This window comes from Citrobacter sp. wls708 (assembly GCF_005281255.1).
GTDB classification, from domain to species: Bacteria; Pseudomonadota; Gammaproteobacteria; order Enterobacterales; family Enterobacteriaceae; genus Citrobacter; species Citrobacter werkmanii.
In genome coordinates, this window is record NZ_SZXE01000015.1 from 134,647 (window position 1) to 149,361 (window position 14,715).

The 14,715-nt window shown below is 52.7% G+C and carries 13 protein-coding genes; 7 read left to right on the forward strand and 6 right to left on the reverse strand.

Annotated elements, in window-relative coordinates:
* Positions 1 to 27: 27 nt before the first annotated feature.
* Both nudB and aspS read right to left on the reverse strand, forming a co-directional pair.
* Positions 28 to 471 carry a dihydroneopterin triphosphate diphosphatase gene (gene nudB, locus FDW97_RS05835; protein WP_038641430.1) on the reverse strand — a complete coding sequence of 148 codons (444 nt, stop codon included), beginning with the start codon at positions 469 to 471 and terminating at the stop codon, positions 28 to 30.
* Between the two features lies 1 nt (position 472).
* Positions 473 to 2,245 carry an aspartate--tRNA ligase gene (gene aspS / locus FDW97_RS05840; protein WP_042307805.1) on the reverse strand — a complete coding sequence of 591 codons (1,773 nt, stop codon included), beginning with the start codon at positions 2,243 to 2,245 and terminating at the stop codon, positions 473 to 475.
* Between the two features lie 266 nt (positions 2,246 to 2,511).
* Here aspS and FDW97_RS05850 point away from each other — a divergent pair, with 266 nt between their 5' ends.
* Genes FDW97_RS05850 through cmoB form a run of 5 tightly spaced genes read left to right on the forward strand, consistent with a single transcriptional unit; the run spans position 2,512 to position 6,089 of the window.
* Positions 2,512 to 3,078 carry a hydrolase gene (locus FDW97_RS05850; protein ID WP_038641434.1) on the forward strand — a complete coding sequence of 189 codons (567 nt, stop codon included), beginning with the start codon at positions 2,512 to 2,514 and terminating at the stop codon, positions 3,076 to 3,078.
* Positions 3,075 to 3,893: a DUF72 domain-containing protein gene (locus FDW97_RS05855; RefSeq protein ID WP_137350752.1), complete on the forward strand. Its 819-nt coding sequence runs from the start codon at positions 3,075 to 3,077 to the stop codon at positions 3,891 to 3,893. The genes FDW97_RS05850 and FDW97_RS05855 overlap by 4 nt, the downstream gene beginning before the upstream one ends.
* A gap of 51 nt (positions 3,894 to 3,944) precedes the next feature.
* A complete protein-coding gene (locus FDW97_RS05860; protein ID WP_038641437.1) occupies positions 3,945 to 4,340 on the forward strand; it encodes an MAPEG family protein in 396 nt (131 codons plus the stop codon).
* Between the two features lie 40 nt (positions 4,341 to 4,380).
* The gene (cmoA, locus tag FDW97_RS05865) at positions 4,381 to 5,124 is read left to right on the forward strand and encodes a carboxy-S-adenosyl-L-methionine synthase CmoA (protein ID WP_137350753.1); all 744 of its coding nucleotides are present in this window, start codon (positions 4,381 to 4,383) and stop codon (positions 5,122 to 5,124) included.
* Complete coding sequence (gene cmoB, locus FDW97_RS05870; protein ID WP_137350754.1) at positions 5,121 to 6,089, forward strand: tRNA 5-methoxyuridine(34)/uridine 5-oxyacetic acid(34) synthase CmoB; 969 nt, start codon at positions 5,121 to 5,123, stop codon at positions 6,087 to 6,089. Before cmoA ends, cmoB begins: the two co-directional genes overlap by 4 nt.
* A gap of 164 nt (positions 6,090 to 6,253) precedes the next feature.
* On the opposite strand, the gene cutC is transcribed toward cmoB, so the two are convergent.
* Both cutC and FDW97_RS05880 read right to left on the reverse strand, forming a co-directional pair.
* Positions 6,254 to 7,000 (reverse strand): copper homeostasis protein CutC, encoded by a 747-nt coding sequence (gene cutC / locus FDW97_RS05875; protein ID WP_137350755.1) that lies wholly within the window; start codon positions 6,998 to 7,000, stop codon positions 6,254 to 6,256.
* Positions 7,001 to 7,002: 2 nt separating this feature from the next.
* Positions 7,003 to 7,569 carry a VOC family protein gene (locus tag FDW97_RS05880; RefSeq protein WP_085048038.1) on the reverse strand — a complete coding sequence of 189 codons (567 nt, stop codon included), beginning with the start codon at positions 7,567 to 7,569 and terminating at the stop codon, positions 7,003 to 7,005.
* A gap of 238 nt (positions 7,570 to 7,807) precedes the next feature.
* Between FDW97_RS05880 and argS the strand changes: the two genes are divergently transcribed.
* Together argS and mrdA are read left to right on the forward strand one after the other, a co-directional pair.
* On the forward strand, positions 7,808 to 9,541 hold the full coding sequence (gene argS / locus FDW97_RS05885) for an arginine--tRNA ligase (protein WP_085048037.1): 1,734 nt from the start codon (positions 7,808 to 7,810) through the stop codon (positions 9,539 to 9,541).
* A gap of 286 nt (positions 9,542 to 9,827) precedes the next feature.
* A complete protein-coding gene (gene mrdA / locus FDW97_RS05890; RefSeq protein ID WP_137350756.1) occupies positions 9,828 to 11,765 on the forward strand; it encodes a penicillin-binding protein 2 in 1,938 nt (645 codons plus the stop codon).
* On the opposite strand, the gene FDW97_RS05895 is transcribed toward mrdA, so the two are convergent.
* Positions 11,737 to 12,876: a glycoside hydrolase family 105 protein gene (locus tag FDW97_RS05895; protein WP_137350757.1), complete on the reverse strand. Its 1,140-nt coding sequence runs from the start codon at positions 12,874 to 12,876 to the stop codon at positions 11,737 to 11,739. The genes mrdA and FDW97_RS05895 overlap by 29 nt on opposite strands.
* Complete coding sequence (locus FDW97_RS05900; RefSeq protein ID WP_038641453.1) at positions 12,877 to 14,463, reverse strand: MFS transporter; 1,587 nt, start codon at positions 14,461 to 14,463, stop codon at positions 12,877 to 12,879.
* Between the last annotated feature and the right edge of the window lie 252 nt (positions 14,464 to 14,715).

Below are 14,715 nucleotides of genomic sequence, written 5' to 3' on the forward strand. Positions count from 1 at the left end.
AATAATATCTCCAAAAAGCGCGCCTTCTCAGGCGACGTTAATCACAAATTCTTCAATCGCCTGCCGATTACTCCACGACTTGGTTAACTGGGCGGCTTCAACCGCATTAACCCAACGATAGGTCAGATGTTCGGTGAACACGATCTCTCGTTCTGAGGGAAGTGCCAGGCAAAACCAGGATTCAGTATTACGTTCAATTCCCGGCGCATAGCGATGACGTAAATGGCTAAAAATCTCAAACTCCACCGTGCGCTGACAGTCAATTAAGGTCAGTTGCTCAGTCGCAACATCAATGGCGACCTCTTCCTTTACTTCGCGCATGGCGGCCTGCGACGCGGTTTCACCCTCTTCCAGACTGCCGGTGACCGACTGCCAGAAGTCAGGATCGTCGCGTCGCTGTAACATCAGCACTCTCCCGGTGTCCTTTGCATAAATCACGACCAACACCGAGACAGGCTGTTTGTACTTCATATCAGTTATTCTCGGCCTTCTTCACAACCTGAATGCTCAGTTCCGCCAGCGCTGCTTCGTTAGCGAAGCTTGGCGCTTCAGTCATCAGACACGCGGCTGCCGTCGTTTTCGGGAAGGCAATAACGTCGCGAATGTTATCAGTACCCGTCAGCAACATGGTCAGACGATCCAGACCAAACGCCAGGCCCGCATGCGGCGGAGTACCATATTTTAGCGCATCCAGCAGGAAGCCGAATTTCTCGCGCTGCTCTTGCTCGTTAATGCCCAGAATACCGAATACGGTCTGCTGCATGTCACCGTTGTGAATACGTACGGAACCACCACCTACTTCATAGCCGTTGATAACCATATCGTAAGCATTGGCAACCGCATCTTCCGGCGCAGCTTTCAGCTCAGCAGCGGTCATGTCTTTCGGCGAGGTGAACGGGTGGTGCATCGCGGTCAGACCGCCTTCACCATCGTCTTCAAACATCGGGAAGTCGATGACCCACAGCGGCGCCCATTTCGACTCGTCGGTAATGCTCAGATCTTTACCCAGTTTCAGACGCAGCGCGCCCATCGCGTCGGCAACCACTTTCTTGTTGTCGGCACCGAAGAAAATCATGTCGCCGTCTTGCGCTCCGGTACGCGCCAGAATCGCTTCCACGATTTCTGCGTTCAGGAACTTAGCCACCGGGCTGGTGATACCTTCCAGACCTTTCGCACGCTCGGTGACTTTGATGTAAGCCAGACCTTTCGCGCCGTAGATCTTAATAAAGTTACCGTAATCATCGATCTGCTTACGGCTTAAGCTCGCACCGCCCGGTACGCGCAGAGCGGCTACACGGCCTTTCGGATCGTTCGCCGGACCAGAGAACACCGCGAACTCAACGTCTTTCACCAGATCAGCGACGTCAACCAGTTCCATTGGGTTACGCAGGTCTGGTTTATCGGAGCCGTAACGGCGCTCAGCCTCGGCAAAGGTCATGATCGGGAAATCACCGAGATCCACACCTTTCACTTCCAGCCACAGATTCCGTACTAACGCTTCCATTACTTCACGCACCTGCGGCGCAGTCATGAAAGACGTCTCGACGTCGATCTGGGTAAATTCAGGCTGACGGTCAGCACGTAAGTCTTCATCGCGGAAGCATTTTACGATCTGATAGTAACGGTCAAAGCCAGACATCATCAGCAGCTGTTTGAACAGCTGAGGAGACTGCGGCAGCGCGTAAAACTTGCCTTTATGAACGCGGGAAGGCACCAGATAGTCGCGCGCGCCTTCCGGCGTCGCTTTGGTCAACATCGGGGTTTCGATGTCGAGGAAGCCGTGATCGTCCATAAAACGACGCACCAGGCTGGTAATTTTGGCGCGTGTTTTCAGGCGCTGCGCCATTTCAGGACGACGCAGATCCAGATAACGATACTTCAGACGCGCTTCTTCGGTATTAACGTGGTTAGAGTCCAGCGGCAGTGAGTCTGAGCGGTTGATGATGGTCAGATCGGACGCCAGTACTTCAATTTCGCCAGTCGCCATATCGGCATTGACGTTTTTCGCATCACGCGCACGCACGGTGCCCGTAACCTGGATGCAGAACTCATTACGCAGTTCGGAGGCCAGCTTTAACGCGTCCGCACGGTCCGGATCGAAAAATACCTGCACGATACCTTCGCGGTCGCGCATATCGATAAAGATCAGGCTACCAAGATCACGACGACGGTTGACCCAACCACACAGAGTCACCTGCTGCCCCTCGTGGGACAGACGTAGCTGCCCGCAATATTCTGTACGCATGAGATATCCCTTAACTTTGCCGCAGGCGGATTGTCATCTGTCTCGCAGATGACGAAGTCGCAGCTTTAGCTGAATGTCACAACTGAATGAAAAAAGGCGGCTATTATACTGGAAATTCTGCCGCACGATAAGTCCGGTACTGACTGTACGCCTGTTTCCTCGACGGGCATTGCGTAATCTCACAAAAAATAACAAAAATTGTCGCCCCTTTCACACTGATTCGCGATTAAGGTGTAACGGAATTCTTATTTTTTACTGGAGTGACCATGCTGGAACTGAACGCAACAACAACCGCCCTTGTCGTTATTGACTTACAGGAAGGGATCCTGCCTTTCGCTGGCGGACCACATACGGCACACGATGTGGTTATCCGCGCCGCACGGTTGGCGGAAAAATTTCGTGCTAAGGGTTCTCCAGTAGTGATGGTACGCGTTGGCTGGTCTGATGATTATGCTGAAGCGCTGAAACAGCCGGTTGATGCCCAGGCCCCGGCCAAAGCGTTACCCGACAACTGGTGGGATTATCCGCAAGCCCTGGGCAAATGCGCCAGCGATCTGGAAGTCACCAAACGTCAGTGGGGCGCGTTCTACGGTACCGATCTCGAGCTACAGTTGCGCCGCCGGGGCATCGATACCATCGTCCTGTGTGGCATCTCCACGAATATTGGCGTGGAATCCACCGCGCGAAACGCGTGGGAGCTAGGATTCAATCTGATTGTTGCGGAAGATGCCTGTAGCGCCGCCAGTGCTGACCAGCATCAAGGCAGCATGACACACATTTTCCCACGCATTGCGCGCGTGCGCAGTGTGGACGAGATCCTGCACGCGTTATGATCTATATCGGCTTACCCCAGTGGTCGCACTCGAGATGGGTGCGACTTGGGATCACCAGCCTGGAAGAGTATGCCCGGCACTTTAACTGCGTGGAGGGCAACACCACGCTGTATGCGTTGCCAAAAGCCGAGATTGTCACCCGCTGGCATGCACAAACCACCGATGCGTTTCGATTTTGTTTTAAGTTTCCGGCCACCATTTCACATCAGGCCGCGTTGCGTAACTGTGATGATTTGGTACAGGAATTTTTCACGCGCATGTCACCGCTGGAGGCGCGCATCGGGCAATACTGGTTACAATTACCCGCCACCTTCGCCCCACGCGATCTGTCCGTTCTGTGGCCGTTTCTCGACGCGCTCCCCAAATCCTTTACCTACGGTGTCGAAGTTCGCCATCCGGACTTCTTTGCCAAAGGCGAAGCCGAGCAGCAACTGAATCGCGGCCTGCATGAGCGAGGTGTAAACCGGGTGATTTTAGACAGTCGCCCGGTGCATGCCGCCATCCCGCATACTGAAGCGGTACGAGAAGCTCAGCGTAAGAAACCAAAGGTTCCGGTTCATGCAGTGGTAACAGCCAATCATCCGATGGTACGTTTTATCGGTAGCGATGATATGGCACAAAACCGGCAGTTATTTGCAGTTTGGTTAACCAAGCTGTCGCAGTGGCAACAATCCACGACGCCGTATCTTTTTTTACATACGCCGGATATCGCGCAGGCCCCGGAGCTGGTAGACACGTTATGGGCGGATTTACGTAGCGCCCTGCCAGAGATCGGATCAGCACCGTCTATTCCACAGCAATCTTCTCTTTTCTGAAATTGCCACCTATCATAGACAATGCCATCAGCCATTTTAAAGGGAGTTTGTATGGTAAGCGCGCTTTATGCCGTATTGGGTGCGTTATTGTTAATAAAGTTCTCATTTGACGTCGTGCGCCTGCGTATGCTGTACCGCGTTGCCTATGGTGACGGTGGTTTTAGCGAACTGCAAAGCGCTATCCGTATTCATGGTAATGCGGTGGAATATATTCCTGTCGCGTTAGTGCTGCTGTTATTTATGGAAATGAACGGCGCAGAAACGTGGATGGTGCATATTTGCGGACTGATGTTGATTGCCGGACGACTGATGCATTATTACGGATTCCACCACCGGCTTTTCCGCTGGCGGCGTTCAGGCATGAGCGCGACCTGGTGTTCGCTGTTGCTAATGGTGCTGGCGAATCTTTGGTATATGCCCTGGGAGTTGGTTTTCTCCCTGCATTAGCGCACAATACGCCACTTTATTTTTCCCGGATTTTTACGTTATGTCTCACCGCGACACGCTTTTTTCTGCGCCTATCGCCAGTCTGGGTGACTGGACCTTTGATGAACGGGTAGCTGAAGTCTTCCCGGATATGATTCAGCGTTCCGTTCCCGGCTACTCCAATATCATTTCGATGATTGGCATGCTGGCCGAACGTTTCGTACAACCCAACACACAGGTCTACGATCTCGGCTGCTCTTTGGGCGCGGCGACGCTCTCGGTGCGTCGCAATATTCATCACGAGAATTGCAAAATTATTGCCATTGATAATTCCCCGGCGATGGTTGAGCGCTGCCGTCGTCATATTGACGCTTATAAGGCCCCAACCCCGGTTGACGTCATCGAAGGCGATATTCGCGACATTTCTATCGAAAACGCCTCGATGGTGGTGCTGAATTTTACCCTGCAGTTCCTTGAGCCACCTGAGCGCCAGGCATTGTTGGATAAGATTTATCAGGGACTGAATCCCGGCGGTGCGCTGGTGCTGTCGGAGAAATTCAGTTTCGAAGACGCTCAAGTTGGCGAGCTGCTGTTCAACATGCACCATGACTTCAAACGCGCAAATGGCTATAGCGAACTGGAAATTAGCCAGAAGCGCAGCATGCTGGAGAACGTGATGCTGACCGACTCCGTAGAAACACACAAAGCGCGACTGCATCAGGCAGGCTTTGAGCACAGCGAATTGTGGTTCCAGTGCTTCAACTTTGGTTCCCTGGTGGCGCTGAAAGCTGAGGTTTGCGCATGATCGATTTTGGTAACTTTTATCAGTTGATTGCCAAAAATCACCTTTCCCACTGGCTGGAAACACTCCCGGCGCAAATCGCTGCCTGGCAGCGCGATCAGCATGGCTTATTTAAGCAGTGGTCGAATGCGGTGGAGTTTTTGCCAGAGTTAACGCCGTATCGTCTGGACTTACTGCATAGCGTCACCGCAGAAAGCGAGCAACCACTTAGCGACGGTCAGCTCAAACGCATCGACACCCTGATGCGGAACCTGATGCCATGGCGTAAAGGGCCATACTCGCTCTACGGCGTCAATATTGATACCGAATGGCGCTCAGACTGGAAATGGGATCGCGTCCTGCCGCATTTATCGGATCTTACCGGCCGTACCATTCTCGATGTCGGCTGCGGCAGCGGATATCACATGTGGCGTATGATTGGCGCGGGGGCGCACCTGGCGGTGGGCATCGATCCTACGCAATTGTTCCTGTGCCAGTTTGAAGCGGTGCGTAAACTGCTGGGCAACGATCAGCGCGCGCATCTGCTGCCGCTGGGTATTGAACAGCTTCCGGCGCTCAACGCCTTTGATACCGTATTTTCCATGGGTGTGCTGTATCATCGACGTTCCCCGCTGGAACACCTGTGGCAGTTGAAAGATCAGTTGGTTAAAGAGGGTGAACTGGTACTGGAAACGTTGGTAGTCGAGGGTGATGAAAATACCGTACTGGTGCCGGGTGACCGCTACGCGCAGATGCGTAACGTCTATTTTATCCCCTCTGCGTTGGCGCTAAAAAACTGGCTGGAAAAATGCGGATTTGTTGATGTACGCATCGCCGATGTCTGCGTCACCACCATCGAAGAGCAGCGCCGCACCGAGTGGATGATAACCGAATCGCTGGCCGATTTTCTCGACCCGAACGACCACAGTAAAACGGTTGAAGGCTACCCCGCCCCATTACGCGCGGTATTGATTGCGCGTAAGCCGTAATGGATTGCCCGGTGGCGCTACGCTTACCGGGCCTACAACTCCCGTAGGCCTGATAAGGCATTGCCGCCATCAGGCATAAAAGGATAAAAAAAGGCCCCTGTTGAAATTGCAGGGGCCTGGTACGAGCAAGCATCATATTGGGCGACATGATGCAACGGTAAAAATCAGCTGGCCTGATGGCGTGCCATGATTGCTTTCATTTCAGCAACCGCCGCTCCGTCAACCGCATAGCGAGAATACTCATCCGCCTGCGTATCCGAAGACATCGACAACCCCGGATTGCGATAACGCATTGGGGAAGCCAGCCATACTCCGGCAGAACTATGGACTTCCTGCACTCCAGCATTCAGGAACAGGGACAAATTCGAGGCGCGAACCCCCGCTCCGGCCATAATGATTGGAGCACCCGCCTGCGCAATAAGTTCCATTATTTTTGTTAAACCTTGCACTGCATCTGATTTTTGCCCGGAAGTCAGTACCCTGGCGATGCCCAATTGAGAGAGTTTTTGTAGCGCATTGAGTGGGTTAGCGCACATATCAAACGCCCGATGAAAAGTGACATTCAGCGGACCGGCAGCCGCCATTATTTTTTCCATGCGCGGCATATCGACATTGCCATCCACATCTAAAATACCGGTCACCAGCCCTGGAAATCCCAGTTCTCTGACCATCGCAATATCATCCAGCATTGCCGCGAACTCACCGTCGGTATAACAAAAATCCCCTCCACGCGGGCGGATAATCGGGTTGACGGGAATAGCAACATGCTGACGAACCGAACGCAATACGCCCAGTGACGGTGTTAAGCCCCCTTCTTTGGGCGCCGAGCAAAGCTCAATGCGATCCGCGCCGTTTTGCTGCGCCGTAAGCGCGCATTCCATGCTGTAACAGCAAACTTCCAGTAAGGCCATGTTTACTCCTGTCGCTCACTTGCCACAATGGTTTCAATCGACCACGGGTGAAACTTTATCGTCACACTGCCATCGCTGACCGCCAGCGTAGGATTGGGTAATCGCTCACGCTCTCCTTTCGGTGAGCTGGTTTTCACGAAAATGCCCGGCTGACTCAAGCCTTGATCGGAAAGCAGCGCCAACGCTCGCGCATTCAGCGTTTGTGCATCACCCGGCAGGACAATCTCAATATGCTCCCAACCTTCATGTGGATAACGCTTTTCTCCCGGCCACGGCAGCTCTACGATGGAAAATGTCCAGTGCAGTACGCAAACCGGCTCATGAAGTTTGAACAGGCAAATGGGTCTGCCATTGATGACATTCTCTGACAATAGTTCACCGCACTGCTCAAACCCACGACGCCAGCGCTCTGCGGTAGTATTTTGATGGCAACGCAAAGAAATGTGATCGGCTTCAAGCGGTGTGACATCCAGACCAAGACGGGTGGAAAGTTCTGTTAACGCCTGCGTGAAATGCGGTAAATCTGCGGAAATATCATGCAGTTCTGCAACTGTTTGCCAGTTCGCCATAATAAAAGCTCATATCCATGTTCAAAGCCGCTAATTTACTCTGTTGCGCTGCGCCATCCAACCGCTGTTTTTTTCAAACGCGATATGCATAATTATACGTAATTGCGTTGCTTTCATTTCCGACAATGCACTGTACTCGCAATGCTGACGGCAACGGGCATTTGCAGTATACTCCCGCCCTAAATTCTTAAACTGGCGCGGTGAATTTTATCCCGCTTCATAAATGTAAGGTATTCCGGTGAATATTCAGGCTCTTCTCTCAGAAAAAGTCAGTCAGGCCATGATTGCTGCAGGCGCGCCTGCAGATTGCGAACCGCAGGTTCGTCAGTCAGCAAAAATACAGTTCGGTGACTATCAGGCCAACGGCATGATGGCTGTCGCTAAAAAACTGGGTATGGCGCCGCGACAACTGGCTGAGCAGGTGCTGACTCATCTGGATCTCAACGGGATTGCCAGCAAGGTTGAAATTGCTGGCCCGGGCTTTATCAATATTTTTCTCGATCCGGCATTTCTGGCGCAGCATGTTCAGCAGGCGCTGGCCTCCGATCGTCTGGGCGTAACCCAACCGGCTAAACAAACCGTTGTTGTCGACTACTCCGCGCCTAACGTAGCGAAAGAGATGCACGTGGGTCACCTGCGTTCCACCATCATCGGTGACGCTGCGGTGCGTACGCTGGAGTTCCTCGGCCACAATGTTATTCGTGCTAACCACGTTGGCGACTGGGGTACTCAGTTCGGTATGCTGATCGCATGGCTGGAAAAACAGCAGCAAGAAAACGCCGGAGAGATGGCGCTGGCTGACCTGGAAGGTTTCTACCGTGACGCGAAAAAGCATTACGACGAAGATGAAGCCTTCGCAGAACGCGCCCGTAGCTATGTTGTTAAACTGCAAGGCGGCGACGAATATTTCCGTGAGATGTGGCGCAAACTGGTCGACATTACCATGTCGCAGAACCAGTTAACTTACGATCGCCTGAACGTCACGCTGACCCGTGACGACGTCATGGGGGAAAGCCTGTACAACCCGATGCTGCCAGGTATCGTGGCCGATCTGAAGGCGAAAGGTCTGGCCGTTGAGAGCGAAGGCGCTACCGTCGTATTCCTTGATGAGTATAAGAACAAGGAAGGCGAACCGATGGGCGTTATCATTCAGAAGAAAGATGGCGGCTATCTCTACACCACCACCGACATCGCCTGCGCCAAATATCGTTACGAAACGCTGCATGCCGACCGCGTTCTCTATTACATCGATTCCCGTCAGCATCAGCACTTGATGCAGGCCTGGACCATCGTCCGTAAAGCCGGCTATGTGCCGGATTCCGTGCCGCTGGAACACCACATGTTCGGTATGATGCTGGGCAAAGACGGTAAACCGTTCAAAACCCGTGCGGGCGGTACGGTTAAACTGGCCGATCTGCTGGATGAAGCGCTGGAACGCGCGCGTCGTCTGGTGGCTGAGAAGAACCCGGATATGCCTACCGATGAGCTGGAAAAGCTGGCGAATGCGGTCGGTATCGGCGCGGTGAAATATGCGGATTTGTCCAAAAACCGTACCACTGACTACATCTTCGACTGGGACAATATGCTGGCGTTCGAAGGCAACACCGCGCCGTACATGCAGTATGCCTACACCCGCGTACTGTCCGTGTTCCGTAAAGCGGAAATCGACGAGAGCACGCTGGCAAATGCGCAGGTCATTATCAATGAAGATCGCGAGGCCCAGTTGGCTGCGCGTCTGCTGCAGTTTGAAGAAACGCTCACCGTCGTGGCCCGTGAAGGTACGCCGCACGTGATGTGTGCCTACCTGTACGACGTAGCGGGTCTGTTCTCCGGCTTCTACGAGCATTGCCCTATCCTCAGCGCGGAGAACGAAGAGATTCGTAACAGCCGTCTGAAGCTGGCGCAACTGACGGCGAAAACCCTGAAGCTGGGTCTGGATACGCTGGGTATCGAAACCGTAGAACGTATGTAATCACCTCGAGTGATGTGAAGGCCCGCGCTATGTCGCGGGTTTTTTATTTTCCTGAATGACCGCCCTCGTAGGCCTGATAAGCGAAGCGCCATCAGGCGGTAAGGAACACCTTGCCGGATGGCGGCGTAAACGCCTTATCCAGCCTACGAGAAACTGCTACGTTCACTGTAATTTGTAACAACTCACAAGGAATGACACATTTCCGTAGAGATATGGAACATTTTTTGCCTGTCATCCCGTTTGAGCCTCCGTATCATTAGGCGGCGAATTAATCGGGTACGGGTCAATGACATTCAGAGATTTTGAGGCGGAAGAAAAACTCTTCCAGCGGCGTGTGATAGTGGCCTTTGGCCTTGTGGTTATCTGTTTTGGCATCCTGATTTACAATCTCTACAATTTACAAATCTGTCAGCACCAGTATTACACCACCCGCTCGAATGCAAACGACATTAAAATGCTGCCCGTCGCCCCAACGCGAGGCATGATTTACGATCGCAACGGCATCCCGCTGGTGCGCAACGTAACCTGGTACGACATTTCCGTTACGCCTTATAAAATCAGCGATATGGATACCCTAATCAGGCAGCTAACGCCGATCGTTGACCTCACCCCGGATGACATTGACCAGTTCCGCCATGAGCTAAAATCCAGCAGCCGTTATCGCCCGGTAGTGCTAAAAAATGCGCTGACCGATGTAGAAATCGCTCGCTTCTCGGTTAACCAGTTTCGTTTCAGTGGCGTCAATATCAATAGCTATGAAGACCGCCAGTACCCCTATAGGGCCGCACTGGCGCATGTCCTTGGCTATGTTTCAAAAATCAACGACAACGATCTGAAAGCACTGGATAAAAAAGGTCTGGCAGAAAACTACGCCGCCGATCACAACATCGGCAAGCAGGGTATTGAGCACTATTACGAAAACGAACTGCATGGAAAAACCGGTTATCAGGAGGTGGAAGTCGATAACCACGGACGCATCGTCCGCTTGATCAAGGATGTGCCGCCCGTTGCCGGGAAAGATATCCATCTGACGCTGGACTTACATTTACAGCAATACATTGAGAGTCTGTTGGCGGGCCAGCGTGCGGCAGTACTGGTGGAAGATCCGCACGATGGTTCCGTGCTGGCGATGGTCTCCAATCCCAGCTATGACCCCAATCCGTTTGTCAAAGGCATCAGCTATCAGGACTATAACAAGCTGTTGCAGGATAAAGACCTGCCTTTAATCAACCGCGTCACGCAGGGGTTATACCCTCCTGCCTCCACGGTCAAACCATACATGGCGATGTCAGCGTTACTGAACGGCGTCATCACCCCGCAGACCAGTTTCTTCGGCGCGCCCACCTGGACGCTACCCGGCACCGAGCGACATTATCGTGACTGGAAAAAAACCGGTCACGGTATGCTGGACGTCACCAAAGCGATTGAAGAATCCGCCGATACCTTCTTTTATCAGGTGGCGTATATGATGGGGATCGACCGGATTAACAGCATGCTCAGCCAGTTTGGTTACGGTAAACCGACCGGTATCGATCTTGATGAAGAGTATAACGGCCTGCTCCCGAGCCGCGAATGGAAACAGAAAGTACATAAAAAAGCATGGTATCAAGGGGATACCATTTCTGTCGGTATCGGCCAGGGCTACTGGATTGCGACGCCGATCCAGATGGTAAAGGCTATGGTAGCGCTGATTAACAACGGCAAAGTCATCGCTCCTCACCTGCTACTCGATGAAGAAAGCGGCAAAATCCTCACGCCATACCAGGCTCCTGAACCGCCGTCGCAAATCGCCTCTGCGTCGTCACCCTACTGGGGGCTGGTGCGTCAGGCGATGTTCGGCATGGCAAATGAACCAAACGGTACCGGGTATAAGTTCTTTCACACCGCACCTTACGGCATTGCGGCGAAAAGTGGCACATCGCAGGTCTTCAGCCTGAAAGAAAATCAGACCTACAATGCGAAAATGATTCCTGTCCGTTTGCGCGACCATGTGTTTTATACCGCTTTTGCGCCCTATAAGAACCCGAAAGTCGCCGTGGCGTTAATCCTCGAAAACGGCGGCAGCGACGGTGTTACCGCCGCGCCGGTCATGCGGCAAATCATGGATCATCTGTTTGCGCCGCAGGATAATGCCGCGCAAACAGAGGTGAATCAACAATCAGGTCCGTTAGCGGCAGCCCCCTCTGCCAACGAGATCAAAAATACTTACGCAAGTATTCGGTAAGGCACAGTATCGCCATGGCCTGTCCATATGGCATGGAGGTCCGCGGGATATTGCGGTAAAAATCGAGATTGTGCCCCATTCCGGTACCAAACGAGGTGTGCATCAATTCACCTTCTGGTGAGATATGTTGCACAATGCCTCTGATGGCTTTTTCGGCCACCGCGGCATAATCTTGACCGACATAGCGTTTACGTACTGCTTTGAGGATCCCATACGCAAATCCGGCGGTAGCTGACGCTTCCAGATACGACTGCGGATCGTCCAGCAGCGTGTGCCACAATCCACTTTCATCCTGGCACCTTGCCAGCGCCGCGATTTGCGCGTGCAGGACCTGCACCAGATAGCGGCGAACGGCACTGTTTTCTGGTAAATCGAGCAGTTCGAGGAAGTCCGGGATCACGATAGTTAACCAGCTGTTACCACGCGCCCAGCGGGCGTTGGCAAAATTATGCCGCCCTTCATAGCTCCAGCCGTGGAACCACAGCCCCGTTTCTTTATCCATCAGGTTCTGCACATGCAGCAGGAACTGATAGGTTGCCTCTTCGATATATTCTGGACGGTTGAGCAACTTGCCGATTTTCGCCAGTGGCAAAACCGTCATCATCAACGTGTCATCCCACATTTGCTGATGATTCTCTTCCGCCAGCGTAATGTGCTGCATACCGCCGAATTCGGTACGCGGCATATCATGCTTGGCCCACTCAGCCCAGCTGTCGAGCCACGGCAGATACGCGGGGTTACGCGTCTCTTCATAGCGATACGCCAGCGTTAAAAACGGCGCCATAGTGTTGACGTTTTTGGTGGTCGCACCTTCAGCAAAGCGATCGGCAAACCAGCTATCGATGATATCGCGCATCGTTTCATCGCCGGTTTGCTGATAATACTGATACATCCCGTACAGGCCGACGCCGTGCGTCCACTCCCATCCCGCCCAGCCTTTGGTATCAATAACGCGGCCGTCGTCCAGACGCAGCAGGAATTCGCCTGTCTCATCATGAATATTGACCAGGTTATGCGTCACCTTTTTGATCAACGTTTTTAATTCATCCCTGGCAATAAAATGGTCTGGTTGACGCAATAACGGGCTGTGTTTAACCGGGTAAACAATCATTTACTTCACCTCTGTCAATGTCGAATTCAATGCGGCACCCTTTTCCAGTTTCGGTGCTGCTGGCTTATTACGATTCAGGTAACCAATATTGTTGTTGCCCCAAAGTGATTCATATGGCATGCCCGACAGCATCTCTACGGTCGCGCGGCCTTTGGCGGAGAGCCCTTCCGGCACGGGGCGTCCCGATGCCCGCATTTTTGCGGTCTCTTCACGTAGGGTACTGTGGGTTTGCAGGTTCAGTTTGAAGCGCAAGGAAACCAGGAAACCCAGCGCCAGAACAATTAGCGTACCGCAGCTCAGAATTAACAAAATGGTATGGCTGACCGCCGCGGGTTGTACGCTGTGACCGGAGACAAAACCGGACATCTGCATGACAATCCCAACCAGCATCACCGCTCCCGCCTGTGACGCCTTACGCGTTAACGTCATAATGCCGGCGAAGATCCCTTCCCGGCGCTGGCCGGTAATCACTTCGTCAACGTCAGCAATATAGGTGTAGGTATTCCAGGGGACATAATTGATACCGCCGCGTCCCAGACCCGCAATGGCAGAGACCAGCAGCAACAGAGAATAAACATCGCTTAACCCGGCATAGTAAAGCAGCGCATAAGAGAGAGAGCTCGCGCCAAACAGGACAACCACCATCCGGTATGATGGCGCGGGTCCAAAGCGGATACACAATGGGATCATGGCGATAACGGCAATGAACTGGAAGATAGCCATCGTTCCCAGCAGGTTTGACGCCATCGAGGCTTCCTGCATCAGCACAAACACCACATAGTAAGTAAAGACGGCGTTAAAAACGTCCTGCGCTATATAGCCGCCGAGATACATTCCTAAATGCTGGCGGAAGATTCGGATGCGCAGTGTTGAACTCAGTTCAACAAACAGACGGGTCATGCTTTGGCTAAAGGTCAGCTTTTTCTTCTCTTCTTCGGCTCGCAGCGCGGCTTCAGTCCACTCAGCACGTGGGCGCTCCCAGGTAAAGAACCAGACGAAAATCAGCATCAGCGCGCACAGCACAGAGAACACCAGGCTGGCGTAGAAAAAAGACACCGGGTTATCTTTGCCAAACAGCGTCAGCAGAACGCCGGGTAAGAACGAGGCCAGAATAGCTGACATTTGCGCCATCGAAATACGCGCGCCGGAAAACTTGGTTTTCTGTTTGAAGTCATCGGTCATTTCGGGCACCAGCGTTTCATAAGGCACCAGAATCATGGTGTAGACCACGTCAAAAATCAGATAGGTCAGCAGGTAGTACCAGAAACCCATGTCACCCACCCACATCAGCGAGTAGCTAAAGACGCAGGGGATCCCCAACAGAATAAAAAACTTACGTCGCCCGAAGCGTTTACCGAGCCAGGTGGAACCAAAGTTATCGGTTAAAAAACCCATTAACGGGCTAACCACGGCATCCAGCACCCTGGCGGTGGCAAAAATGAAGGTCGCCTCGATAGGCGTCAGGCCACAAAACGTAGTGTAAAAATAGAGCAGCCAGGCGGCGGTTAATGCCGTGGTGCCTGCGCCCAAAAAATCCCCCGAACCGTAGGCAAAATAGTTAACCAGTCCGATTTTACGTGTCTTCATTGCCGTTACCCCTGCACATTATTGGGAGGCCCCGCAATCCTCGCGTTGATATTGGGCGTCCTTACAGGGTCACAGTAAAAGCTAACAGGAAGTGAAACCTTTCTGTTTCTGCCAGGGATGTTCGCGAAATGGCAACAGCACAAAGAGTCCGGCAACGTATGTCACCAATTTTATAAAACAGCGTTTCTTTTTAATCAAAGCGGTGGGCTAAAATTGCGAAGCAGCCAGCAGTTTCTGCTGCTGGCCTAATGA

What these genes read in the sequence shown, in the direction of transcription:
- FDW97_RS05880 (WP_085048038.1), bottom strand. Translation starts at nt 7,569, where the DNA reads ATGGCGAACTGGCAAACAGTTGCAGAACTGCATGATATTTCCGCAGAT.
- aspS (WP_042307805.1), bottom strand. Translation starts at nt 2,245, where the DNA reads ATGCGTACAGAATATTGCGGGCAGCTACGTCTGTCCCACGAGGGGCAG.
- cutC (WP_137350755.1), bottom strand. Translation starts at nt 7,000, where the DNA reads ATGGCCTTACTGGAAGTTTGCTGTTACAGCATGGAATGCGCGCTTACG.
- FDW97_RS05850 (WP_038641434.1), top strand. Translation starts at nt 2,512, where the DNA reads ATGCTGGAACTGAACGCAACAACAACCGCCCTTGTCGTTATTGACTTA.
- FDW97_RS05860 (WP_038641437.1), top strand. Translation starts at nt 3,945, where the DNA reads ATGGTAAGCGCGCTTTATGCCGTATTGGGTGCGTTATTGTTAATAAAG.
- FDW97_RS05855 (WP_137350752.1), top strand. Translation starts at nt 3,075, where the DNA reads ATGATCTATATCGGCTTACCCCAGTGGTCGCACTCGAGATGGGTGCGA.
- cmoA (WP_137350753.1), top strand. Translation starts at nt 4,381, where the DNA reads ATGTCTCACCGCGACACGCTTTTTTCTGCGCCTATCGCCAGTCTGGGT.
- FDW97_RS05900 (WP_038641453.1), bottom strand. Translation starts at nt 14,463, where the DNA reads ATGAAGACACGTAAAATCGGACTGGTTAACTATTTTGCCTACGGTTCG.
- mrdA (WP_137350756.1), top strand. Translation starts at nt 9,828, where the DNA reads ATGACATTCAGAGATTTTGAGGCGGAAGAAAAACTCTTCCAGCGGCGT.
- nudB (WP_038641430.1), bottom strand. Translation starts at nt 471, where the DNA reads ATGAAGTACAAACAGCCTGTCTCGGTGTTGGTCGTGATTTATGCAAAG.
- cmoB (WP_137350754.1), top strand. Translation starts at nt 5,121, where the DNA reads ATGATCGATTTTGGTAACTTTTATCAGTTGATTGCCAAAAATCACCTT.
- FDW97_RS05895 (WP_137350757.1), bottom strand. Translation starts at nt 12,876, where the DNA reads ATGATTGTTTACCCGGTTAAACACAGCCCGTTATTGCGTCAACCAGAC.